Annotated in this window: 21 protein-coding genes and 2 tRNA genes; 14 read left to right on the top strand and 9 right to left on the bottom strand. The window is 64.5% G+C overall.

Features of this window, described 5'->3' with window-relative positions; genetic code table 11:
* The 6 genes from RMQ73_RS06715 to RMQ73_RS06690 form a co-directional block, all read right to left on the bottom strand.
* A partial coding sequence (locus tag RMQ73_RS06715) for an MltA domain-containing protein (RefSeq protein ID WP_310497316.1) occupies positions 1–735 on the bottom strand: 735 nt, incomplete at its 3' end.
* 139 nt (positions 736–874) lie between these two features.
* Positions 875–1,525, bottom strand: coding sequence for a Tim44/TimA family putative adaptor protein (locus RMQ73_RS06710; RefSeq protein ID WP_310497315.1), 651 nt, complete (start codon positions 1,523–1,525; stop codon positions 875–877).
* A 121-nt stretch (positions 1,526–1,646) separates the two neighbouring features.
* Positions 1,647–3,203, bottom strand: a complete 1,557-nt coding sequence (guaA, locus tag RMQ73_RS06705; RefSeq protein ID WP_310497314.1) for a glutamine-hydrolyzing GMP synthase — start codon at positions 3,201–3,203, stop codon at positions 1,647–1,649.
* 51 nt (positions 3,204–3,254) lie between these two features.
* Entirely contained in the window at positions 3,255–3,935 is a 681-nt protein-coding gene (locus RMQ73_RS06700) for a class I SAM-dependent methyltransferase (protein ID WP_310497313.1), read from the bottom strand.
* Positions 3,935–4,369, bottom strand: a complete 435-nt coding sequence (locus RMQ73_RS06695) for a thioesterase family protein (protein ID WP_310497312.1) — start codon at positions 4,367–4,369, stop codon at positions 3,935–3,937. The genes RMQ73_RS06700 and RMQ73_RS06695 overlap by 1 nt, the downstream gene beginning before the upstream one ends.
* On the bottom strand, positions 4,366–5,925 hold the full coding sequence (locus tag RMQ73_RS06690) for an O-antigen ligase family protein (protein WP_310497311.1): 1,560 nt from the start codon (positions 5,923–5,925) through the stop codon (positions 4,366–4,368). Before RMQ73_RS06690 ends, RMQ73_RS06695 begins: the two co-directional genes overlap by 4 nt.
* Before the next feature lie 154 nt (positions 5,926–6,079).
* Here RMQ73_RS06690 and RMQ73_RS06685 point away from each other — a divergent pair, with 154 nt between their 5' ends.
* The gene (locus RMQ73_RS06685) at positions 6,080–6,916 is read left to right on the top strand and encodes a hypothetical protein (RefSeq protein ID WP_310497310.1); all 837 of its coding nucleotides are present in this window, start codon (positions 6,080–6,082) and stop codon (positions 6,914–6,916) included.
* A 75-nt stretch (positions 6,917–6,991) separates the two neighbouring features.
* On the opposite strand, the gene RMQ73_RS06680 is transcribed toward RMQ73_RS06685, so the two are convergent.
* A tRNA-Ala gene (locus tag RMQ73_RS06680) sits at positions 6,992–7,067 on the bottom strand.
* A gap of 120 nt (positions 7,068–7,187) precedes the next feature.
* A complete protein-coding gene (locus tag RMQ73_RS06675; RefSeq protein WP_310497309.1) occupies positions 7,188–7,508 on the bottom strand; it encodes a TIGR02300 family protein in 321 nt (106 codons plus the stop codon).
* Positions 7,509–7,644: 136 nt separating this feature from the next.
* Between RMQ73_RS06675 and aroA the strand changes: the two genes are divergently transcribed.
* Positions 7,645–9,003, top strand: a complete 1,359-nt coding sequence (aroA, locus tag RMQ73_RS06670; RefSeq protein ID WP_310497308.1) for a 3-phosphoshikimate 1-carboxyvinyltransferase — start codon at positions 7,645–7,647, stop codon at positions 9,001–9,003.
* Here aroA and wecB read toward each other — a convergent pair.
* Entirely contained in the window at positions 8,900–10,123 is a 1,224-nt protein-coding gene (gene wecB / locus RMQ73_RS06665; protein ID WP_310497307.1) for a non-hydrolyzing UDP-N-acetylglucosamine 2-epimerase, read from the bottom strand. The genes aroA and wecB overlap by 104 nt on opposite strands.
* Positions 10,124–10,285: 162 nt before the next feature.
* Between wecB and RMQ73_RS06660 the strand changes: the two genes are divergently transcribed.
* The 12 genes from RMQ73_RS06660 to RMQ73_RS06605 form a co-directional block, all read left to right on the top strand.
* A complete protein-coding gene (locus tag RMQ73_RS06660) occupies positions 10,286–10,921 on the top strand; it encodes a (d)CMP kinase (protein ID WP_310497317.1) in 636 nt (211 codons plus the stop codon).
* A 247-nt stretch (positions 10,922–11,168) separates the two neighbouring features.
* Positions 11,169–12,848 (top strand): 30S ribosomal protein S1, encoded by a 1,680-nt coding sequence (gene rpsA / locus RMQ73_RS06655; protein ID WP_409049843.1) that lies wholly within the window; start codon positions 11,169–11,171, stop codon positions 12,846–12,848.
* 186 nt (positions 12,849–13,034) lie between these two features.
* Entirely contained in the window at positions 13,035–13,316 is a 282-nt protein-coding gene (gene ihfB / locus RMQ73_RS06650) for an integration host factor subunit beta (protein WP_310497305.1), read from the top strand.
* A 108-nt stretch (positions 13,317–13,424) separates the two neighbouring features.
* A tRNA-Leu gene (locus RMQ73_RS06645) sits at positions 13,425–13,510 on the top strand.
* A 92-nt stretch (positions 13,511–13,602) separates the two neighbouring features.
* The gene (locus RMQ73_RS06640) at positions 13,603–14,004 is read left to right on the top strand and encodes an ArsC/Spx/MgsR family protein (protein ID WP_310497304.1); all 402 of its coding nucleotides are present in this window, start codon (positions 13,603–13,605) and stop codon (positions 14,002–14,004) included.
* Between the two features lies 1 nt (position 14,005).
* A complete protein-coding gene (locus RMQ73_RS06635) occupies positions 14,006–14,416 on the top strand; it encodes an EVE domain-containing protein (protein ID WP_310497303.1) in 411 nt (136 codons plus the stop codon).
* A 111-nt stretch (positions 14,417–14,527) separates the two neighbouring features.
* Positions 14,528–15,379 carry a 3-methyl-2-oxobutanoate hydroxymethyltransferase gene (gene panB, locus RMQ73_RS06630; protein WP_310497302.1) on the top strand — a complete coding sequence of 284 codons (852 nt, stop codon included), beginning with the start codon at positions 14,528–14,530 and terminating at the stop codon, positions 15,377–15,379.
* Positions 15,380–15,512: 133 nt separating this feature from the next.
* The gene (locus RMQ73_RS06625) at positions 15,513–16,247 is read left to right on the top strand and encodes a tetratricopeptide repeat protein (protein ID WP_310497301.1); all 735 of its coding nucleotides are present in this window, start codon (positions 15,513–15,515) and stop codon (positions 16,245–16,247) included.
* 38 nt (positions 16,248–16,285) lie between these two features.
* On the top strand, positions 16,286–17,584 hold the full coding sequence (locus tag RMQ73_RS06620) for a PQQ-binding-like beta-propeller repeat protein (protein ID WP_310497300.1): 1,299 nt from the start codon (positions 16,286–16,288) through the stop codon (positions 17,582–17,584).
* A 26-nt stretch (positions 17,585–17,610) separates the two neighbouring features.
* A complete protein-coding gene (der, locus tag RMQ73_RS06615) occupies positions 17,611–18,987 on the top strand; it encodes a ribosome biogenesis GTPase Der (RefSeq protein ID WP_310497299.1) in 1,377 nt (458 codons plus the stop codon).
* The gene (gene maiA / locus RMQ73_RS06610; protein ID WP_310497298.1) at positions 18,987–19,640 is read left to right on the top strand and encodes a maleylacetoacetate isomerase; all 654 of its coding nucleotides are present in this window, start codon (positions 18,987–18,989) and stop codon (positions 19,638–19,640) included. The genes der and maiA overlap by 1 nt, the downstream gene beginning before the upstream one ends.
* A 269-nt stretch (positions 19,641–19,909) precedes the next feature.
* A partial coding sequence (locus RMQ73_RS06605; protein ID WP_310497297.1) for an autotransporter-associated beta strand repeat-containing protein occupies positions 19,910–24,879 on the top strand: 4,970 nt, incomplete at its 3' end.

Genomic DNA, 24,879 nt, shown 5'->3' with positions numbered 1-24,879 from the left:
CGCCTCGGCCGGGTTGGCGCGCAGCCAGCCCAGGATGGCGTCCATGTTGGCGCCGCCCTTGGGCAGCAGGCCCCTGTCGATCAGCACCCGGCCGATGGCGACATAGCCGTGCCCGTTCTGGCTGTCATAGCCGATGCGCATGATACTACCGTCGGGCAGGCGAAGCCGGCCCGATCCTTGAATTTCGAGGAAAAACGCCTCGAAGGGGTCTGCGGCCCAGGCCAGTTCCAGTCCGCGCCCGACCAGCGCGCCGGCGGCAATCGCGGCCCGGTCGAAATAGGGCACGAGGCGCTGTCCGGCGATGCGCCCGCGCAGCTTGCGGCCCTTGAGATCGGCAGCAAATTCGCCGAGGTCCGCCTCGATCAGATCAGCAGGACGGCGGTAGAATGGCGCGGGAAACCCGGCGGCCGAAACGCGCGAGCCAGCAATTTCAGGCTCGAAGTAGCCGGTGGTGAAACCCTTGCCCGCTTCGGCGCCAATGGCCAGCGCGGTGAAATGCAGGCGAAAAAACGCAGCCGCGTCAGTGGTCTTGGCGGCTGCCGTGCAGGCGGCGCTCCAGTCGCCGGCCTGGGTCAAGCCGCTGCGGTCCTCACGCTTTTGCAGCGATGCGCAGCTTTTGCGAAACGCCGCCAACGCGGCGTCTGCACCCGGAATGTCCATCAATTCCATGGTCTGCCGGGGCAGATCGACCGCGCGCGGCGCCGCCGCCGGCGCGATGATAAGCGGGGCAGCCACAACGGGTGTGGCCAGCGCAGGCGGCAGCGGCGCCGGGCGCTTTGCCGGCCCACCACAAGCGGCGACGGCAAGCGCCAGCAGCACTGGCAACGGAAATCTGTGGAATTGGCGCATCACGGCCCTGCGCAACGGGCTGGCGTCAGGCTGGAAGCGCGTCGGGGCCGGGCTCGTCGTCTGTCGCGATTAGCAGCCAGGCCGGATCGCGGCTGGTGACATGCCGACTGAACGTCCAGATATCGGTCGTGAGCATCGGTGCCGCGCCGGCCATGGTGACGCGCGCCACAAAACGCACGGTGACTTCGGCCATCTGGCCAACCAGTTCGGCCGCAGTTATGGCGGCGGCGTCCAGCCCGATCAGGCGGTTCTTCAGCTTGCTGCCATCGCGGGCCTGGATCGCGCTGTCGAAGTTTTCCTGCACTTCGTCGGACACCAGCCCCTCCATGGCACCGGTATCACCGGCCCAAAAGGCTTCGAGGATCACGGCATAGGCTGCCTTGGCACCGTCAACGAAACGCTGCGGTTCAAAATTTGCATCGACATTGGCAACCGCCTGCAGCGCGGGCGCCAGCGCCGCGTCTGTGCCGGCAGGCAGGGCGGCAATGCTGCGCGGCGCCCGGCTGGCGTCGCGAGTCACTGCCGGCACCACTTCGGGAACGGCGCGCGGGCTGCTGTCGCCGATCGGGCGTTCCTGTCCCGTGCGCTTGCCGAGCACGCTCACCAGACGCAGGCCGATGAACGCCGCCAGCATGGCCAGCAGCACGATCTCGACCCATGAACTCCCGTCAGACATCTCACCGATCCTACACCACAAATGTTTCAATAGCAGGGAAGACGCCCCGAGGTCCACTTATGAAACGGTCATGACCGTGCAATCGTTCCCCTTGCAAGGGGAGTGCGACAACACGGTGCCTTCATTCCCACTCGATGGTGCCGGGCGGCTTGGATGTGTAGTCATAAACGACGCGGTTGATGCCCTTGACCTCGTTGACGATACGGGTAGCGCAGCGTGACAGGAATGCCGATTCGAACGGATAGACATCGGCAGTCATGCCATCGACGCTGGTGACGGCCCGCAGCCCGCAGACCTTTTCATAGGTGCGCCCGTCGCCCATCACGCCGACAGTGCGGACGGGCAGCAGCACCGCAAAGGCCTGCCAGATATCGTCATACAGCCCGGCCTTGCGGATTTCGTCGAGATAGATGGCGTCGGCCAGCCGCAACGTGTCGCAGGCTTCCTTGGTGACTTCGCCGGGAATGCGGATGGCGAGGCCGGGGCCGGGGAAGGGGTGGCGACCGACAAATGCCGGCGGCAGGCCAAGTTCGACGCCCAGCCGCCGCACTTCGTCCTTGAACAATTCGCGCAGCGGCTCGACCAGTGCCATGTTCATGCGTGCCGGCAGGCCGCCGACATTGTGATGGCTCTTGATCGTCACACTGGGGCCGCCGGTGAACGAGACGCTTTCGATGACATCGGGATACAGCGTTCCCTGCGCCAGGAACGCCGCGCCGCCGATTTTCTTTGCTTCGGCCTCGAACACATCGATGAAGGCGCCGCCGATGAACTTGCGCTTTTTTTCGGGGTCGGTGACGCCGGCCAGGCCCGCCAGGAACAGCGCCTCGGCTTCGACATGGACGAGCGGGATGTGATAATGCTCGCGGAACAGCGTCACGACCTGTTCGGCTTCGCCAGCGCGCAACAAGCCGTGATCGACGAACACGCAGGTCAGCTGATCACCAATGGCTTCGTGGATGAGCACGGCGGCAACGGCCGAATCGACGCCGCCGGACAGCCCGCAGATGACCCGGCCGTCTCCCACTTGCTCGCGGATTTCGGCGACCTTGGTGGCACGGAAACCGGCCATCGACCAGCTGGGCGTGATGCCGGCAACGCCAGCCACGAAATTGCTCAGCAGGGCGCCGCCTTCGGGCGTGTGCACCACTTCGGGGTGGAACTGCACGCCATAGCGGCGGCGGCCATCGTCCGCGATGGCGGCATAGGGTGCGCCGGCCGACACGGCGACGGCACGGAAGCCGGGCGGAATCGCATCGATGCGGTCGCCATGGCTCATCCAGACAGTGCGGCGCTCACCCTTGGCCCAGACCCCGGCAAAAAACGCGCAATCATCGACGATTTCGACTTCGGCGCGTCCGAATTCGCGGTGGCCGGATGGGCCGACTGCGCCGCCGGTCTGGGCGCACAGTGCCTGTTCGCCGTAGCAGATGCCCAGGATCGGCACGGTCGCGGCCAACACGCCTGGCGGGATCTGCGGAGCGTTTTCGTCGGTGACCGATGCCGGGCTGCCCGACAGGATGATGGCCTTGGGACCGAGCCGCGCCATGGCCTCGTCACCCTTGGCAAAGGGCACGATCTCGCAATAGACGCCGGCTTCGCGGACGCGTCTGGCAATGAGCTGGGTGACCTGGCTACCGAAATCGAGGATCAGGACGGAATCATCGGGTGTATGCATCGCCACGCGATTATGCGCTGGCGCCCCGCCTGTCCAGAAGGCGCTGGCGCTTCAGGCGCGAGAGCGAGCCGCTATCAGCGATTTGGCGAGCAATGCGAAGCGTTCGGCGCGGATGCGGCTGACGGGGAACAGGTCGCGCATCTGGGCGCCGTCGACCAGCACCGTGCCCTCAAGGTCGCCCATGGCATGGGCAATCGAGCGGTGCGGCCCGCCCCAGCCCAGCTTGAAGCGCATCAGGAGTCGCCAGCGCCATAACAGCGGCAGCCAGTGGAAGAACGGCATGACCGGCCAGTGCGGATCGATGGGGAACCAGAAGTTCGGCGTCTGCACGTAATGCGCGGGTGCGATGCGATTCACCTCGCGAGCAAAGGCCTGTTTGCGGGCATAGCCGCCGACATGCTCGATCACCGAATTGCTGTGCACCATATCGAATTGGTTGTCGGCCACATCGTCCAGCGCGCAACAGTCGCCGACGGCCAGACTGAAACGTTCATGGCCATCACCGGCATACAACTCGTCAGCCGTCTGGTTGATGACAGTGACGTGGATGTCGTTGGCGATGAGAAAATCGATGCCTACTCGTCCCCAGTAATCCACGCGGCCGCCAAGGTCGGCGATGTGAAAGCGGCCCTCGACACGCGCGCGCTCGGCCAGGATCAATTCGCGCAGGAACCGGTCGCGGCCGGTGCGGAAATGACGCGACAGGCGCGAACGGAGCGAAGGCTGGCTCATCAGGCGATCAAATCGGCAAGGCGTTCGCGAAACAGCGGCGGCATGGGCTGCGGCTTTCGGGTGGTGCGGTCGACATGGACATGGACGAAATGCCCCTGCGCGGCAGCGCTGTCATGGCCGACCGTGAACAGGCCGATTTCCCAGCGCACGCTGGATGTACCGAGCTTGGCGATACGAAGGCCAGCCTCGACGGTTTCTGGAAAAACCACGGCCCTGGAATAGCGGCAGCCCGATTCGACAACCAGATTGATGGCCGGACCAGCGGCGACATCGAGCAGACCGCGCGCGATAAGCACTGCGTTCACGGCAGTGTCGAACCAGCCATAGTAAATGGCGTTATTGACATGGCCATATGCGTCATTGTCGAGCCAACGGGTCGTGATGGCGTGAAAATGGCGATAATCGGCACGGCTGCCGGCGGGCGCTTCGCTCATGGCTTTGGCGGCGGCAATCGTGGCTGCCGGACCATGCCATTGTTCTGGCGCCAGATCAGGCCGCCCAGGCAGCCAAGGATGGCAAAGGCGATCGGCTGGTTGGCTTCGGAACTCAGCACGCCGGCGATGACGACAAAGTTGAAAAGCGCGATGCCCAGCGGTGCGGTCAAGTCGGTTTCATCATCCCTGGATTTCATATAGGCGCGAAATCCGTGCCAGAGCGGCAGACCGAACATCAGCATGAACAAGGGTAGTGCAAAGACGCCGTAATCGAGCAGCAGCGTGAGATAATAGGTGTCGACCGTCACTTCGCCGGCGCGGTTGGTATAGCCCAGCACTTCGCCCGACGTGGCCGCGCCATGCCCGAACGGATACTGGATGATGCGCGGGATGCCCATGTCCCATTGCGCGCCGCGCGCGTCGCTGCTCGCCTGATGCTGGCCGCCGCCCAGCACGGCGACGCGCGCCCGGTTCCAGAACAACACGATAAGCGTCACCACCAGCATGCCCGCTGGATAGGCGAACAGGCCGGCCGACGCGCCGATCGATTGCGGGTCGCGCTTGCGGGTGCGCCAGACCCAGAAGAACGGATAGATGATGAGGGTGAGCAACAGGCCCACCATGGCCGAGCGCGCATTGGTCAGATACATGACCACCATGGTCGCCACCGCCAAAAGGCCGAGCAGCAGCTTGTCCCGCACCTTGGGAGTCGCCACGAGGTAGTGGATGACGAACGGGAAGATGAGCGCCAGATACTGCGCGTAATACAGCGATACCGGGAAGGTCGAGCGGACGCGATAGATGTTGGTGCCGGCACGTGCCTGGCTTTCGGCGACACGGGCAAGAATTTCGGGATCGGCCTTGAGGAAGGCAGGCAGATAGGGCAGCCAGAACACCGACTGCGAACGATATTCATACAGGCCGATCAGGATGGTAATGGCCAACGCCACGACCAGTGCCCGCGCAATCCGCGACACAAAGCCCTTGTAGGTGGCAAAATAGCCGACCAGCAAAAAGGTCATCGTCCAGAAAATCTGGTTGTTGGCCCAGCGGTTGACGGTCTGGAACAGCAGCGGCGAAAACGGGATCGCGATGATCATGGTGGCGAAAAAGCCCCAGAAAATCCGCCGCATATAGGGCATGGCCCCGGAGGCATCATGGATGCGGGCGCGAAAGTCCGATGATGTCGAAATACCGACCAGCGCCATCACCAACAGCGCACCCGTCAGCCCGCGCGTCGGGGTGATCCAGGGCAGACCCGGCAGGTTGATGGCGACATAACTGGGCCAGACCGGCATGATCGCGATGAACCAGACTGCGATGCTGCTCATGGTCGTGGTGTCGATCTCGCCCACGTCCGGCAGCATCCAAAGGCAGACCGCGCCCAGAATCAGGATGGGGCTGAGCGGCATGGCCAGAAGCTGTGCGGGTAGCAGCGTCGACATCAGGCCATAAAAGGCGCCGAGCATCACGAAACCCACCGCCAGCACGACGCGCGTCAACCGGCCGGGTTCGCGGCGGCTGACATAAGGTTGGAGGATTCTGCTTGTCGCCACGCGCACTCTGCCCAGGACCGGGCGCCAAATGCCCTGCCAGTGCCGTCTTCTACGGGCAGAGGCCGGCCAGTTCAAAGCCTTTATGGTCCACGCGTGCCGGGGAGCGGCTTCGCCCGGCCTTGACTTGCCGGCGCGGCCTCCCGATTTGGCAAGCATGACCAAGCCGCTTGCTCTTATCATTGGTGCCGATGGCCATCTTGGCGCCTATCTGGCCCGGCTGCTCGATGCCCGCGGCCATGCCGTTGTCGCCACTGAAACCGGCATGGCCCAAGAGGCGTTTTCCGCGCTGGGCATCACCGATTCCGTCGAGGCATTGACCGATGACGCAGCGCTGGACACAGCTGCTGCTGCCGCAAACGCAGTTTACGCCATTGCCGATGGCACCGGCGGGCGCGACGCCATCATCGATTCCGTGGTGGAGCGCATTTCCGGCCTGTCACGGCCGCCGCGCCTGATTCATGTCGCCGAATTGGCAAACCTGCCGGCTCAGGCATCAACGCGAAGGCGGATAGGCGCGCTGGCGGTGCTGCGTTCCGAGCGGCGACTGCCGATGGCCACCGCATTGCTCCATGCCCATGATTCGCGGCTGGGGTCGGCGCACTCCCTGCCGGCGCGGATCGTTGCTCAGTTGCATGCCGCAGCGCAGGGCGAGGCACCGCCGCCGCTTGAGATCGAAGACCCCGGTCCCGCCGACTGGGGCTGGACCGCCGAATATGTCGATGCGTTGTCGCGGCTCGCGGCCATGGAGCGCCCCGTCGATTCGCAGGTGATGAGCGGCGCGACATTGAATGTCGCCGAGATGATGGCCCATGCCGGCCAGTATTTTCGCGTCGATCCGACTGGGTTGTTTGTGATTCGCGGGGTCGCGGCGCCCGTGCCTTCGCCAGCCGTTTCGCTGGCGGGCGTGGCGGGATGGCGGGCAATGACCATCGGCAAGGATCTGGTGCAAACTTGGTGCGAGGGTGCGGCCAGCCGCTTTGCCGCCTGGTAACGCCGCTGCCGGCCCCGAACGCGAAAAGGGCGCCGCTGCAAATCGCAGGCGGCGCCCTTTTGGACCGTATGTGGTTGGTGGAGCCTAGCGGGATCGAACCGCTGACCTCTACAATGCCATCGTAGCGCTCTCCCAGCTGAGCTAAGGCCCCGAACCACGGTTGCAGCGATTTCGCGCCGCATTGGGACGCGCCGGTTAGGACAAAGCCCCTACAGGCGCAAGCCGAAATTTGCTCACGCCAGCCAAAAAACAGCCGGCGCGAGCCGAAATCTCAGGTTTCGTCGTCTTTGCCGCTGCTGACGACGCCCAGATCATCATCATCGCCCAGATCGACGTCGGCTGCTTCGCTGACTTCGTCATCGGCATCGAGGTCCAGATCCTCGTCTACCGCCGCAATCACGTCTTCGCCTTCGGCTACGGCCACCGGCTTGGACGACTCGAACGGAGTCGTCTGCTTGGACTTCAGCACAGGCTCGGCAATCCAGGCATAGCCGCAGGCAATGCACGTCACCGGCTCATCCTTGGTCAGGTCATAAAAGCGCGTATTGCACTTCGGACAGGCACGCTTGGTGCCCCATTCAGCCTTCACCACATTTGTCTCCGTGAACCCGGGCGACATCCGCATGCGCAAGGCGTGCGAAACAGACCCCGGAAAGCCGGGCGCATTGCCACAGGCCGTCCCGCCTGTCAAAGCGCGTCGCTGCACCAATCAGCGACGAAACCGGATAATGACCCACAGCGACGGCGTCCCCATGCCCCTCAGCCTTTCTGCAGATGGCCCGCTGGCTGGCGCGGTCACGGTCCCAGGCGACAAGTCCATCAGTCACCGATCGCTCATGCTCGGCGCGCTGGCGGTGGGTGAAACCATCATCACCGGCCTGCTCCAAGGCGAAGACGTCTTGGCCACGGCGGCTGCAATGCGGGCGATGGGCGCCGATATTGTGCGCGGTGAAGACGGGCGCTGGCATGTTCACGGCGTCGGCGTCGGCGGACTGCTGCAGCCACTTGTGGCTCTCGACATGGGCAACAGCGGCACCTCGACCCGGCTGTTGATGGGCCTTGTCGCATCGCATCCGATCACTGCCACTTTTATAGGCGACGCCTCGTTGTCAAGGCGCCCGATGGGCCGGGTCATCGACCCACTCGGTCAGATGGGCGCCAATATCACCGCCAGCCCCGGTGGGCGATTGCCGCTCATGATGACCGGCGCCTGCCCGGCCGTGCCGCTGCGCTATGTGCTTCCCGTCGCCTCGGCGCAGGTCAAATCGGCAGTGTTGCTGGCCGGGCTGAACACGCCTGGCGACACAGTTGTTGTCGAACCCGTGCCAACCCGCGATCACAGCGAGCGGATGCTGGCGGGTTTTGGCGCGCATCTGACCGTGGAAGCTGCGCCGGAGGGGCGGATCATAACCGTGCGCGGCGAGGCACAATTGCGCCCGCAAACGCTGACCGTGCCCGGCGATCCCTCGTCCGCCGCGTTTCCGATGGTGGCGGCACTGGTGGTGCCGGGCAGCGACATTCGCATCAGCAACGTTGGGCTCAACCCCACCCGCGCCGGGCTGATCGACGTGCTGCGGGCCATGGGCGCCGACATCACACTGCATGACCTGCGCGATGTCGGCGGAGAGCCGGTGGCCGATCTGCACGTCCGCCATGCGCCATTGACCGGCATCGAAGTGCCGCCGGAGATGGTGCCATCGATGGTCGACGAATTTCCGATACTGTTCGTTGCGGCGGCTTTTGCGCAGGGCCGCACCATCATGCGCGGTCTCGAGGAATTGCGCGTCAAGGAATCCGACCGCATTGCAGCCATGGCGTCAGGCCTGTCGGCTATCGGCGTGATGACGCAGGAACTGGCAGACGGCATGATCATCACCGGCACTGGCGGCGAGGCCATTGCTGGCGGTGCGACCGTGCCGGCGCATCTTGATCACCGAATCGCCATGAGCCTCGCCATTGCCGGGCTGCATGCCCGCGCGCCCGTCATTGTCGATGATGCACGGCCGATTGCGACCAGCTTTCCGGGTTTTGTTGCCATGATGGAACGGCTGGGCGCCCGTCGGCAAGGCCCAGCAGCAGTGCATTGATGCGCCGTGCCGAATCGCCCTGGCCGTATGGCAGGCTCGGCCCAGCCATGACCGCCCGCGCCGCGCTGTCCGCGATCAGCCGCCGCGCCGCCGCAATGATTGGCCCGGTGTCGGTGCCGACCAGCAGGGCATTGCCGGTGCCAAGACCTTCGCGCCGTTCGGTGCTGTCCCTTAGCACCAGCACCGGCAGGCCCAGCGCCGGCGCCTCTTCCTGGATGCCGCCCGAATCAGTCAGCACCAGCGCGGATCGAGCCATCGCCCACACGAAGCTGGCGTAATCGAGCGGCGGCAGCAAATGCACGTGGCGCAGACCACTGAGCCGCGCCCGCACCGGTCCCGATACGGCAGGATGTGGATGAACGGGCAGCAGCACTTCGGCGTCGCGCGCCAGCACCGCCAGCGCCTCCAGCACCTGCTCCAGCCGTCGCCCATGATTCTCGCGGCGATGGACGGTGGCCAGCAGCCATGGCCGGGTGGTATCGACTTCGGCAAACTGCACGATGGTGCGCGCGCGCAGCCCTGCATCATCGGCCAGTCGCTGTTGCATCAGGTGGAGCGCGTCGATGCCGCTGTTGCCGGTGATATGGACGCTGTCGCCGGCAATGCCCTCGCGTGCCAGAGCCGCAGCAGCGGCAGGGGTGGGTGCCAGATGCAGGCCGGCCATCTGTGCGATGGCCTTGCGGTGCATCTCTTCTGGAAATGGCTCGCCGCCGCCGGTGCGCAGGCCGGCCTCGACATGGGCAAGCGGCAGCCGCGCATAGCTGGCGGCAATCGCGCCGGCAAAGGCGCTGGCGGTGTCGCCCTGCACCACCACGGCGCCGGGGCGAAGTTCACGAAATAGACCGGCCAGCGCTGGCACCAGCCGGCCAACGACGGCATCCGGTGTCTGGCCATGGTCCATGATGTCGAGGTCGTGGTCGGGCACCAGCCCAAAGGCCGCCAGCGCCTGGGCCAGCATCTCGCGCTGCTGGCCGGTGGCGACGAGCAGCGGAAAAAGCCCGTTCGCATGCTGGTCGATGATGAGCGGTGCCAGCTTGACGGCTTCGGGCCGCGTGCCGGCTATGAACAGGATGGGGGCTGGGCCCGGCGCGTGCGCGCCTGTTAATGGAGATCGGATCATGCGCACCCCTGTTGCCGGCAAGCGGCAGCGATGACCCTGATGTGACCATGCCCCAACCCGGCGTCTATGCCAAGCACCCCGACCTGCGCCGGGGGCTTGCGCCGCGACTTGCTCGTATCGTCGCTGGCCTTTAAACGCCGGGGCATGGCCAGCACACATCCCATAGTCATTGCCGTCGACGGCCCCGCCGCCAGCGGAAAGGGGACCATCGCCAAGGCACTGGCCCGGCATTTCGGTTTGCCGCATCTGGATACCGGCAAATTGTACCGTGCCTGTGGGCTGGCAGTGCGGCTGGCTGGCGAGGATCCGTTCGATGCGGCCGCGGCCGAGCGTGCGGCCTTGACGATGGCGCCGGCCCTGCTCGATGACCCGCATCTGATGAGCGCGCTGAATTCGGATTATGCCTCCATTGTCTCGTCACACCCGGCGGTCCGTGCTGCCCTGTTTGATCGGCAGCGCGATTTTGCGGCCCAGCCCGGCGGCGCCGTTCTGGATGGCCGCGACATCGGCACCGTGATTGCGCCGGATGCCAGTGCCAAGCTTTTTGTCACGGCACGAACAGACGTGCGCGCGGCCCGCCGCCATGCCGAACTGGTGCGCGGCGGCGATGGCCGGGATTTTTCTGCCGTGCTCGCCGATATCGAAGCACGCGACGCGCGCGATTCGGGGCGCAGCGCAGCCCCCCTCAAGCGCGCCGGTGATGCCGCCTTGCTGGACACCAGCGATTTGGCTATAGACGCAGCCGTTCGCGCTGCTGTTGCCCTTGTCGAAAAGGCACTGGCCGCGAACAGCCAGTAAAGGGCTTGGACGACCGGGGGCTTCGGGCTACCCGGCGCTTTGCCTTTCTCCGGCTTTGTTCTGAGCGGTCGGCATGGTGCCGCCGCGACGGCGATGAACAGCGGGCAATCGTGCACTGCTGATGGGTTTCACGAACACGCCGCTGATGGCGCGTGCCGGCCCAGATTTGAAGGTTTGTTCTGTCCCTATGGCTACCAGCGCCCAGACGGCTTCTGCTACGCAGCCGACGCGTGATGATTTTGCAGCAATGCTCGAATCGTCGCTCGGCAAGAACCAGAGTTTTGAAGGCCGCGTCGTTCGCGGCGTTGTCACCGGCATCGAAAATGACCTTGCAGTCATCGATGTGGGCCTCAAGTCCGAAGGCCGTGTGCCGCTGCGCGAATTCGCCGGCCTCGACGGCAAGCACAATGTCAGCGTCGGCGACGAAGTCGAAGTCTATGTCGACCGCGTCGAGAACGCCAATGGCGAAGCGATGCTCAGCCGTGACCGCGCCCGCCGCGAAGCTTCATGGGATGCCCTTGAGCGCCAGTTCGCTGCGGCCGAGCGCGTCGAAGGTGTCATCTTCGGTCGCGTCAAGGGCGGCTTCACCGTCGACCTTGGCGGTGCTGTTGCCTTCCTTCCCGGCTCGCAGGTCGATATCCGCCCGGTACGCGATGTCACCCCGCTCATGAACCTGGCGCAGCCGTTCCAGATCCTCAAGATGGACCGCAAGCGCGGCAACATCGTGGTTTCGCGCCGCTCGATCCTCGAAGAATCGCGCGCTGAACAGCGTTCCGGCCTGATTCTCAGCCTTGCTGAAGGCCAGATCGTCGACGGCACCGTCAAGAACATCACCGATTACGGTGCGTTCGTTGATCTGGGCGGCATCGACGGCCTGCTGCATGTCACCGACATGAGCTACAAGCGCGTTAACCACCCGTCCGAAGTGCTGAACATCGGCGACGTGCTGCGCGTGCAGATCGTGCGCATCAACCGCGAAACCCAGCGCATCAGCCTGGGCATGAAGCAGCTCGAAGCCGATCCCTGGACGACCGCGGCGACCAAGTACGCCGTGGATTCGCGCCACACCGGCCGCGTCACCAACATCACCGAATATGGTGCTTTCGTCGAACTCGAAGCCGGCATCGAAGGCCTGGTGCACGTGTCCGAAATGAGCTGGGTGAAAAAGAACGTCCATCCCGGCAAGATCGTTTCGACCAGCCAGGAAGTCGAAGTGCTGGTGCTCGAAGTCGATGAGGAAAAGCGCCGCATCAGCCTTGGTCTCAAGCAGGCCCAGCGCAACCCGTGGGAAGTGTTCGCCGAAACCTATCCGGTCGGCACGATAATCGAGGGCGAAGTCAAGAACGCTACCGAATTCGGCCTGTTCATCGGCCTGGAAGGCGAAGTCGACGGCATGGTCCACATGTCGGACATCGCTTGGGGCCTGACCGGCGAGCAGGCGCTGTCACGCCACCACAAGGGCGAGCGCGTGCGCGCCCGGGTGCTGGAAGTCGACATCGAGAAAGAGCGCATCAGCCTCGGCATCAAGCAGCTTGATGAAGCTGCCGGCCCGCGCGTCATCACTGCCGCCACCGGCAATGACCTCAAGAAGAACGACATCATCACGGCAACCGTGGTCGCGGCACGCGATGGCGGCCTGGACGTGCAGCTTGGCGATGACGGCACCGTCGTCTTCATCAAGCGCGGCGATCTCAGCCGTGACCGTGACGAGCAGAAGGCCGAGCGTTTCCAGCCCGGCCAGAAGGTCGATGCGATGATCATCGGCTTCGAAAAGGGCCGCAAGCCGATGCTGAGCATCAAGGCGCTTCAGATCAGCGAAGAGAAGGAAGCGGTTGCTCAATATGGCACGTCCGACTCGGGCGCGACGCTGGGCAATATTCTTGGCGCAGCCTTCAACAAGGCCCGCGAAGACGCCGACAAGTCCTGATTGAAATGTGATTTTGCCCCCGCCGCATCGCCGGTGGGGGCAATAATCCCTTTTTCGGGGTGCTTTGGGGTCCAAAGCGCCCCCATTTTGTCTTGACCGGCCAATGATCTGGCGTAGAGTTTCATTGCATCGGGAGGGGCGTCGTTAACGGGAAACCCGGGACGGCGCAAACACAGGGCTGAAAACATGATCCGGTCCGAACTTGTGGCAATTGTTGCCGAAAATAATCCGCATCTGACCATCCGCGACGTGGAGCGGATCGTGGCGACCGTGTTTGACGAGATCAGCGGCGCGCTTGCCACGGGCCGACGTGTCGAATTGCGTGGCTTTGGTGCCTTCTCGACCCGGGCACGCGACGCCCGTACCGGTCGCAACCCGCGTACCGGCACCTCCGTCGTAGTGGAAGCCAAGCGCGTCCCCTATTTCAAGCCCGGCAAGGAATTGCGCGAGCGCTTAAACGCCGATTGAGGCGTCTAGTCGGGCTGCTCGCATGCTGCCTGATGGCGTTGCCGGCGTGGCTGGCGGATGTCCTTGTAATGGGGCCGGCGTCATGACCAATGCCATGCGGAATCCCTTGCGGACGTGGCGAAACCGGTAGCCGCAGCGGACTTAAAATCCGCTTTCCATTGGAAGTGCGGGTTCGAGTCCCGCCGTCCGCACCAATTTTTCCCGTTCCTCACAGCTCGCGCGGCATCTGCGCGCTTGTCGCTGCCGACCCGGCTGAGGCATGGGGCGCGGCAAAGGGAGCTTGTTCATGGCATTGACGCTATTTGGCATCAGGAACTGCGACACGGTGAAAAAGGCACGGGCCTGGCTCGATACCAGGGGTGTGGCCTATGCCTTTCACGACTACAAGGCTGCTGGTGTCGATGCGGACTATCTGGCGCGCTGGATCAATGCGTTGGGGTGGGAAGCCGTGCTCAATCGCGCCGGCACGACCTATCGCGCGCTGCCCGACGCCGAGAAGGCAGATCTCGCTGCCGCCAAGGCAGATCTCGCTGCCGCCAGGGCAGATCTCGCTGCCGCCAAGGCGGTGCGCCTGATGCTGGCCAACCCGTCGATGATCAAGCGTCCCATTCTGGAAGGACCCGGTGCAGCTGGACAGGATGTGCTGCTCGCCGGCTTCAAGCCCGATACATGGGCGCAGGTGCTCTGACATGGCCCGCTGGCTCATCAAATCCGAACCATTCAAATACAGCTGGGACCAGTTGTTGATGGACGGAAGCACCGTCTGGGACGGAGTGCGCAACAACCAGGCCGCGCAATATCTGCGTGCCATGGCACTTGGCGACGAACTGCTCTTTTACCACAGCAACGAGGGGCTTGCCGTTGTCGGGATTGCCGAGGTGACGGGTGAGCATTTCATCGACCCCAGCGATCCCAAGGGGCGATTTCCCGCAGTGCGCGTCGGCCCCAAGCGCGCCGTTCGCAGCCCTGTGACGCTGGCCGCCATGAAGGCCGAGCCGCGTCTTGCCGGCATGGCGATGTTTCGCCAGTTCCGGCTGTCGGTAGCGCCGATCACCGATGCGGAATGGGATGTGATCATGGAATTGGCAGCAGGCCAATAATGGCTGTCATGGGACCGGGCGTCCAGCCGCGGCAGCGGCCCAACTGTCCGGCCGCGACGGCTGCCATGCGGCATGGTTGAGCTTGCGACCTCCCGGGCCTAAAGGGCGGCCATGAGCACCACCTTCACACTTGATACCGCCACCAGCCGCGCCCATCCTGTCCCCGAACCGGTGCGCCGGCTGACGGTTCCGGCCATCCAGAAGCGCAAAGGCGGCGAGCCCATCGTCATGCTGACCGCCTATACGGCCCGCATGGCGCAATTGCTCGACCTGCATTGCGACCTGTTGCTGGTCGGCGATTCGCTCGGGCAGGTGATTTACGGCCTCGACACGACGGTCAAGGTGACGCTCGACATGATGATCGCGCATGGCGCCGCCGTAGTGCGCGGGTCGTATCGCAGCGTCGTCATCATCGACCTGCCGTTCGGCACGTACGAGGCCAGCCCCGAGCAAGCGTTCATGACCGCAGCCCGCGTCATGAAGGAAACCGGCGCGGCCGGTGTCAAGTTGGAGGGCGGCACCGCCATGGCAGCAACGGTCGCCTTTCTGGCGCAGCGCGGTATCCCGGTGATGGGCCATGTCGGGCTGACACCGCAGGCGGTCAACACATTGGGCGGCTATGGCGCGCGCGGCCGCAGCGAAGCCGAACAGGCCAAGATTCTCGACGATGCCCGCGCCATTGCCGATGCCGGCGCCTTTGCCATTGTTGTCGAGGGCGTGGTGGAGCCGCTGGCCCGCGCCATCACGCAAGGTGTTTCCTGCCCGACCATCGGCATCGGGGCATCGCCGGATTGTGACGGCCAGGTGCTGGTGGTGGACGACATGCTCGGCATGTTCGAGCGGGTACCGCGTTTTGTCGAACGTTTCGATGATCTTGCGGCACGGATTTCCGATGCCGCGCGCAGCTATGCGGACGCCGTGCGGAGCCGCCGGTTCCCCGCCGAGGCGCAGCTTTATCGTTGAAGGCGCCGGGCGAAGTCGGCCCGGATGACGGGCGCCCTTTACGCGCCCTTTACGCGGGCCGGGTCATCGGGCATTCAGCGCGGCGCAGACAAGGGTGCACGCGCGCCCGATCCGTACAGGAGCATGACCGACCTTGGCCAAACCCCCTGCCAATTCTCCAGCCAGTCCTGACGAAGCCTTTTTGCGCGAAGTCGACGAGGAAGTCCGCCGCGACCAGATTTTGAGCATCTGGCAGCGCTATGGCAAATTCGGTGTCGCGCTGCTGCTGCTGGCGCTAGGCGCGCTCGGCGGCTGGCTGTGGTGGCAGGACCAGCAAGCCAAGGGTCGCGGCCTTGCTGGCGAACAATTGACGCAGGCCATGACGCAGCTCGAAGTCGGCGAAGGCGCCCGCGCCCGTCCGGTACTGACCGAACTGGCCGGCAATGGCTCCGGCGCCTATCCGGGCCTTGCCCGCATGACCTTGGCCAACGACCTTGTGGCTGGCGGCAACACTGCCAAGGCCATCGCGCTCTATGACCTGGTTGCCGCCGATACGGCGCAGCCCCAGCCCCTGCGCGATGCCGCGCTGGTGAAATCCGTGCGGCTGGGCTTTGACACGCTGGCACCGGCTGCCGTGATCGCCCGGCTCAAGCCGCTGGCGGTGCCGGGTAACCCGTGGTTCGGCCTCGCCGGCGAAATGACGGCGCTGTCGCACCTGAAGGCCGGACAAGCCGATGCCGCGAGGCCGCTGCTCGTTGCCATCGTCAAGGACGAATCGCTGCCGCCCTCGCTGCGTGGCCGCGTGGCGCAACTGGCACTGGCGCAGGGTATCGACAGTGCCACTCTGGGCATGGAACGCGCACCGGCCTCGCCGGCAGCGCCGCGTTGAGGACAGGCATTTTGCGCACCAAATCATGGACGCTGCTCTTGATCCTGTCGCTCGCGTTGGCGGGTTGCGGCGTGTTCAAGAAGATCGACAAGAAGCGCACGCCGACGATTGGCGAGCGTATCCCGATCCTGAGCTTCGAGACCAAGGCCGAGGCTGAAAGCGAGCTCAAGGACGTCACCATCGTCCTGCCCTCGCCGCAGCCCAATGCCGATTGGTCACAGCCCGGCGGCAGCCAAGCCAAGTCGGGCGGCCATGTCGCGCTTGGCGACAACATCGCGCCGGTCTGGTCGGCTTCGATCGGCAGCGGCAGCAGCGGCACCGCGCGGCTGAATTCCGCACCGGTCGTGGGTGGCGGCCGCGTGTTCACCATGGACATCACCGGCACGATCAGGGCCTTTGATGCCAAGACCGGCAGTGTTGCCTGGTCACATGATCTGCGCATTCCCAAAAAGAGCGTGCGAACGGCCTTTGGCGGCGGTGTCAGCTTTGGTGACGGCCGGGTGTTTGCCGCATCGGGGCAGGGCCTTGCCGCCGCGCTCGATGCAGCCACCGGCAAGTTGCTGTGGGAAAAGCCGCTGGGCGAGCCGCTGCGTGGCAGCCCGGCCGTGTCGGGCAACCGCGTGTTTGTGCTGACCCAAGACAATCAACTGTTTGCCATGAATGCCGAAACTGGCGATTCCTTGTGGAACATCACCGGCACCGTCGAAGTGGCGAGCATCCTGGGCGCCGGCGCGCCCGCTATCGCTTTGGAAACGGTCGTGGCGGGTTTCTCGTCCGGCGAACTCAACGCGCTGCGCGCCGAGAATGGCCGCACCGTCTGGTCCGACCAACTGGCACGCACCGGGCGCTCCACCGCCATGGCGGCGCTGGCCGACATCGACGCATCGCCGGTCATCGACCGCGGCCGGGTTTATGCCATCGGGCACGGTGGCCGCATGGTTGCGCTGGAACTGGCGACGGGCCAGCGAGTCTGGGAACGCAATTTCGCAGGCACCTCGACGCCATGGGCGGCCGGTGAGTTCATTTACATCGTCACGATCGAAGGCGAAGTGCTCTGCCTGACTCGCGGCGAGGGCAAGGTGCGTTGGGTCATCCAGCTCGAACAGTTCCGCAAGGCCAAGAAAAAGAAGGGTCCGCTGCAATGGCAGGGGCCGATTTTGGCCGGGGAAAAGCTGTGGGTGACCGGATCGAACCAGACCATGCTGGCCATCAACCCGTATAATGGCAAGGTGGAACGCACGATCAAATTGTCCGGCCCGGCCTATCTTGCGCCGGTGGTTGCCGACAATATGCTGTACCTGCTGACCGATGATGGCAAGCTGACTGCCTATCGCTGAGGCGGCGAGCCTGCTAGGGACCGCGCATGTCCGTTCCCACAGGCCCCCGGGTCGCCATCGTCGGCCGCCCCAATGTCGGCAAATCCACCCTGTTCAATCGGCTTGTCGGTCGGCGCCTTGCGCTTGTCGATGATACGCCCGGCGTCACGCGCGACCGCCGCGAAGGCGCCGCCGTGCTGTTCGACCTCCATTTCACCGCCATAGACACCGCCGGCTTCGAAGACGCCGACGAGGCAAGCCTGGCCGGCCGCATGCGCCAGCAGACCGATTCTGCCGTGGGCGACGCGGACGTGGCGTTGCTGGTGTTCGATGCCCGCGCCGGCATCACGCCGCTTGATCGGCATTTTGCCGCCTGGCTGCGCAAGCGGGATGTGCCGCTGCTGCTGATCGCCAACAAGGCCGAGGGCAAGGCCGCAGAAGTCGGCATCGCCGAAAGCTATGCACTCGGTCTTGGAGAGCCCATCGGCCTGTCGGCCGAACACGGGCTTGGCCTTGCCGACCTTTACGAAGCTCTGGCGCCGCATATCGAAGCTGCCGCTGCTGCGTCGGCTGGGACCGAGACCGAGGAAGACGAAGGCGGGCCGATGAAGCTTGCCATCGTCGGTCGGCCAAATGCCGGCAAATCGACGCTCATCAACACGTTGATTGGCGAAAACCGCCTGGTGACAGGCCCCGAAGCCGGCATCACCCGAGATTCCATCGCAGTGCCCTGGGAATGGAATGGCCAGCCGATCCGGCTTGTCGATACCGCTGGGCTGAGAAAACGCGCCAAGGTCGTCGACAAGCTGGAACGCATGTCGGCCCAGGATACCAAGCTCGCCATCGACTTTGCCGAGGTCGTGGTGCTGCTGCTCGATGCCACGCTGGGCCTTGAGGCACAGGATCTGCGGATTGCCGATCTGGTGCTGTCCGAAGGCCGGGCGCTCATCATCGCGCTCAACAAATGGGACGTTGCGCAGGATCAGAGCAAGCTGTTCCAGGGCGTGCGCAAGGCGCTGGATGACGGGCTGTCGCAGATTCGCGGCGTGCCGCTGGTGGCGCTGTCGGGCCAGACCGGCAAGGGCCTCGACCTGATGATGAAGGCCGCGTTCGAAACGCGGGAAAAATGGTCCCGCCGTGTTTCCACGGCTTCGCTCAACCGCTGGTTCGAGGCCGCGCTCGACCGCAATCCGCCACCGGCGGCTGGCGGGCTGCGCATCAAGCTGCGCTATGTCACCCAGGTGGCGAACCGGCCTCCGACTTTCATTATCTTCGGCAATCGCACCGAGGATCTGCCTGCCAGCTATGGCCGTTATCTGGTCAACACGCTGCGCGACGACCTTGATTTCGAAGGGGTGCCGATCCGCCTCTCGTTCCGTGGCGGCAAGAACCCCTATCACACGGCCTCGCCGGGCGGGCGCTGATGCCGGACGGCTCGCTGACGCTGTATGGCTATTGGCGCTCGTCGGCGGCCTGGCGGGTGCGGCTGGCGCTGGCGGCCAAAGGGCTGGCGTATGATTCGGTGCCGATCGATCTGCGCCACGACGTGCAATCGGGCGCAGATTATCTTGCGCGCAATCCGCAGGGGCTGGTGCCGGCGCTTGATATTGGCAGCGCCGTTCTGGGCCAGAGCCTGGCCATCATCGAATTTCTCGACGAGACCCACCCCGAACCGCCGCTGCTACCGGGCGACGCCATTGGCCGAGCGCGTGTGCGGGCGGCGGCGCTGATGGTGGCGGCTGATATTCATCCGCTCGGGAATCTGCGGGTGCAGCGGTATCTCAAATCGCCGCTGGGCGTCGAACAGGCTGTCGTGGACGATTGGACGCGGCATTGGGTCGGCCTTGGCCTTGCGGCGCTTGAACACTTTGCCCAGCGCCATGCCGGGGAGTTCATGTACGGCGACCGCTTCAGCCTTGCAGATATCTGCCTGGTGCCCCAGCTTTACAATGCACGTAGGGTCATGGCGCCGCTTGACTCATACCCACTGCTGCTGCGGGCCGAATCGGCCGTGCAGGGCTTGTCATTTGCCGCCGCTGCCGCCCCTGACATGCAGACGGACGCACTGAAGGCCTGAACGCCTGAACGCTTGCCACGGCTGCCGGCGAAGGGTTTGCATCAGCGGATGCGTTCATCCTGCGCCGCACTTGGCTGATGCAAAGGGCGCGCGCGACGCCACGGCGGCGATCGACTTCAGCCGGAATTGCGTCCGGATTGCCGTGCGTTGCGTATCATAGCCGATGCTTTTCCTGATTGGCCGCCAATGCGAAAAAGTTGCTTTCCGGCAATTTATCTCTATGGTTTCATCCATTGAATTTAGCTGATGCTCATCCTCGGGGGGTTCTCATGATTAACTTTGCCGCGACTCGCGTTTCTGAAAACGTGTTCGAAGCACCGGCTCGCAAGGGCCGCCTGGGCCGGTTCGGCGTTTCGCTGTCCGCTCTCATGCTGGCCGGCACCGCGCTGGCCCCGGCGGCGGCCCAGGTCGCCGATCTTGGCGGCGGCGTCGTCAACATCAGCAACTTCGGCCAGTTGTCACCGGCAAACCCCGCCGAGATCACCAACGGCCTGCTGCGCATCACCCCTTCGAGCGCGACGGTCTATGGCGGCGACATGACCGACAGCGGCGGCCTGTTCAGCCTGCAGAAACTCGGCGTCAACGCCCTGACCCTGTCGGGCGTCAACACCTATTCTGGCGCAACGACGATCTCGGCCGGCACATTGTTTGCTGGCTCGGCCACCGGCCTGTCGGCTTTTTCGACCTTCACCATCAACGGATCCAGCATCCTCGACGTTGCCGGCTTCAGCAGCACGGTTGGCGGTCTTGCCGGCGGCAATGGCGGCACGGTCACCAACAGCGGCGCCGATGCGGTTTTCACCGTCTCCAACGCTGGCAACACCACGTTCGGCGGCCGGATTACGGGTGGCTTGCGACTGGTCAAGACCGGCTCAGGCCAGTTGACCCTCAATGACATCAGCGGGTTGACGAGCTTCACGGGTGGCACCGAACTCAACAGTGGCTCATTGCGCGTGGGTTCCAACACCGCGCTCGGCGGCGGCGATGTGACTGTCACGGGTGCGTCCGCCCTGTCGGGCAGCACCGCTTCGCGTGCGATCGCCAACAATGTCATCCTGAATGACGCCCTGACAGTCAGCGGCGACAATTTTGCGATCAACGGCCTGATCAGCGGCGCCGGCAACCTGGTGAAGACCGGCTCGTCCACCGTGATTCTCGGCAATGCAGTCAACAGCTTCACCGGCGGCGTTGTGATGTCGCAAGGCATCATCGATCTGGGCGGCGACGGCTCGCTGGGCACTGGCACCGTCACCTTCACGGCCAATGCCGTGCTGGGCGTCGCCAATGTCGCCAACAATTACAACATCGCTAATAATATGGTAACGGCAGGCGGCCAGGCGCGTTTCCGGACCGGCAACGCCGGCACTACCATGACGATCAGCGGCAACATCTCGGGCAACGATGATGTGTTCATGGGCGGCGGCGACGGCATTCTCGTGCTGGCCGGCAACAACAGCTACACCGGTACTACCGAAATCCTGACGGGCGTGATCGGCATCGGCCATGCCAATGCCCTTGGCAATGGAACCGATGTCATCATCAATGGCCCCGGCCCTGCCGGACTGGCATCTTTCACCGCTGGACTTGATATCTCGAAGCGGATTCGCGGCGAAGGTCTTGTGACCTATGACACGCGCGGCTTCGACACGGTCATTTCCGGGCAGCTTCGCGATCTCAATGCCATCAGCGGCCAGATCATGACGCTCGAAAAGCGTGGCGCCGGCATCCTTACGATCACCAACGCGTCTGCCGCACCCGCGACGTCGAACAATATTTCGGGCGGCGTCACCGTTGCTGACGGAACGCTCAACCTCATTGGTCGCTTGTCGACGGGCATCACGGTCAACAGCGGTGCAACGCTTGCCGGTACCGGCGGCGATTTCGGCGGTACGACCACGATCCAGTCTGGCGGCACGCTGTCGCCGGGTGATGCGCGCGTTGCCGGCAGCGTCGGCACCTTGTCCTTCTCCGACTTGACGCTCGATGCCGGCTCGACCAGCCGTTTCGGCCTTGCCGCGCCCAATCTGGGTCTCGGCGGCGCCAATGGCAGTGATTTCGTAGTGGTGAACAATGCGCTGGTGCTCGGTGGCAACCTCGACATCACCGGCCTCGCCGGCTTTGCGCAGGGCAGCTATGCGCTGTTCCGGTCCGATGCAGGCAACATCAGCGGCGCGTTCGGCAGCCTGGCGCTGCCGGTCGCCTTCACCGGCACGCTGTCCGTGGCCGGCAATCTTGTGCGCCTCGATGTGCTGTCCACGGCGTTCACCGAATTCTACTGGGACGGCAATGGTCCGTTCGGTGACGGCACTGTTGATGGCGGTACCCAGACCTGGTCGCTGACCAATGGCAACTGGACCGACGTGAACGGCAACCTGATTCAGAGCTGGGGCAATGATGTCGCCGCCTCCAACGGCTATTTCACGGCCGGCACCGGGACGGTGACCGTTGACACGACGGGCGCCCCCGGCGGCGCGCTGAACTTCAAGCAGCTCAATTTTTCGTCGGATGGCTATGTTGTTGTTGGTGGTGATCTCGCCATTGATGCCGGCGCCATCAACACCGACGCCGGTATCACGGCCACGTTCAACAATAGCATCGGCGGCGTGAACGGCTTGACCAAGGCTGGGCTCGGCACGCTTGTGCTTGGCGGTGCCAATGCCTTCACCGGCGGTCTGGCGATCGGCGCGGGCACGCTTGCCGCCTCGCAGGCTGCGGCGCTGGGCGTTGATGATGTGTCGGTCACGGCGCCATCGACATTGCGCTTCGATGCGGCGATGACAGTTGCGAACAACATCAATGCGGCCGGTATTGCCTATAATATCGATACCAATGGCAATGATGTGACGCTGACCGGGTCCTTGTCCGGAGGCGGCGCCGACAAGGAAGGCGCCGGCACGCTGACATTGGCCAATGTGGTGAATGCCCAGCCCGGCACTTTGGCCATCAATGGCGGCGGCGTGAATCTGCTTGGCGCCATCCAGGGCAACGTATCTGCTTCCCTTGGAACGACTTTGTCCGGCACGGGCACGGTTGAAGGCTTGGCGACCATCGTCGGAACGATTGCCCCGGGCGCCACCCCGGGCGCCGCCGGCACGCTGACAGCCGATGCGCTGACGCTCTCCGGGTCCTCGGCCATCAGCTTCGATCTTGGACTGATCAATGTTGTCGGCGGCAGCAACGATTTGCTCGTCAGCAACGGCAATCTGGCGCTGGGCGGCACGCTCAACGTCAATGCGCTTGCGGGCTTCAATGTCGGTGTCGGCGCTTATCGCATCATCAACTATGGCGGCGCGCTCAGCGATAGCGGCCTGTCGCTCGGCGGCGTGCTGGGCGCTCCCCCGGTCGGCGTTTCCTATGTCATCGACACGGGGACGGTTGGCCAGGTCAACCTGCTTCGCAGCTATGCCGGCGAGTATAATTGGGATGGCGGCGATTTCGGTCCCGACGGCGGCGTCGACGGCGGTGACGGCACCTTCAACCTGACCAACACCAACTGGACCAATGCCGATGGCACGTTCAACCTTGCGTGGGGCAACCAGGCCGGCCTTGCAGGCACGGTGGGCAACTTCGGCGGCGCCGCTGGCGCGGTGACGCTGGGCGACACGCTCAACTTCCGCGCGCTTAACTTCCTGACCTCGGGTTACATCCTGAGCGGCGGCGCCCTCAGCATGGACGCCGGCATCCTCAATGTCGCGTCTGGCACGGCGGAAATCGGCTCGGCGCTGACCGGCACCAATGGCCTGATCAAGGCCGGCGCAGGCCAGCTGATCCTGACGGGCGTCAATAGCTACACCGGCGGCACGTTGCTGCTGGCCGGCAGCGTGGGCGTCGGCAACGACCTTGCACTGTCCACCGGCGACGTCGGAATGACCGACGGCACGTCGATCTTGACTGTCGGCGGCGCACGCACGCTGGCGAACAACTTCACCCTGACCGGCGTGACGGCATATGACACGACTGCCGGCGACCTGACGCTGGGCGGCACAGTCGCCGGCGGCGGCGTGCTGACCAAGCAAGGCGCTGGGACCCTGGTGCTGACCGGCACCAACAGCTACGGCAGCACGAACCTGACGGCCGGCAATATCCGGATCAGCAACGGCAGCGCTATCGGCGCCGGCGCTTTGACGACGGCAGGCGGCACCGGCCTTATCGCAGGCCTCGCAGCAACGGCTCAGGACATCACGCTCGTCAATGCAGTGACGCTGGGCGCCGGTACGACCAGCATCGACCTGCTCGGCGTCGGCTCTTTGCTCCTCCTGGACGGCACCATCGCCACAAATGGCAATCGCCTGACGCTTGATGGCATCGTCGGCGGCGACGGCGGCTTGCTGGTGCAGAACGCTGGCATACTCACGCTGAACGGCGCCAATAGCTATGCGGGCGGCACTGTCGTCGATGGCGGCGCCATGATCCATGTCGGCGATAACGCCGCGCTGGGCACCGGCGCTTTGGCACTGGTCTCAGGCGGGCTCCGCAACTTCAGCGGCGCCGCGATTGCACTGGCCAACAACATTGCGCTTTCCAACGATGGTCTCAATACCATTGGCGGTGACAGCGATCTGGCGCTGAACGGCGTGGTTTCCGGCAATGCCGCCTCCACCTTGTTCAAGGTCGGTGGAAATGTGCTGACCCTTAACAACGCCAACACGCTGAGCGGCGCGATCAATCTGACCATCGGCATCATCGCGGTTGGAAACAACGCAGCGCTTGGTACGGCCGAGCTCCGGATTCAGGACAGCGGCACGCTGCGGGCGGCTGCTGCCGATCTGGTGCTTGCCAACACGATCAATGCCATCGGTGACGGCGGCACCATCGACACCAACGGCTTCAATCTGACTGCCGCTGGCCCGCTGGTGGGCAACGGTGCCACCACCAAGCAGGGCGTCGGCAACCTGACGCTGACCAATGCGGCCAGCAGCTTCGGCGGCACTTTGGCCGTTGCGCAGGGCGGCCTTGTCGTCACCGGCGCGCTGACCAATGCCGCCGCTGCTGTCGATGTCGCGAGTGGCGCCTCGCTGGCCGGCACTGGCAGCATCGCTGGCACTGTCACCATCGCCGATGGCGGCCGTATCGGCGCAGGGGTTGGCGGTGTCGGCGTGCTGACGCTCGGCAACCTCAACCTGTCCGCTGGCTCGCTGGTCGATTTCGACCTTGGTGCGGCCAATACGCTGGGCGGCCCGCGCAATGACCGGATCATCGTCTCCGGCAACCTTGTGCTTGGTGGCCTGCTCAACGTGAC

Origin of the sequence: Sandarakinorhabdus sp. (genome assembly GCF_031430775.1) — a bacterium.
Lineage (GTDB): Bacteria > Pseudomonadota > Alphaproteobacteria > Sphingomonadales > Sphingomonadaceae > Sandarakinorhabdus.
This window is presented reverse-complemented; position numbering and strand designations above follow the sequence as displayed.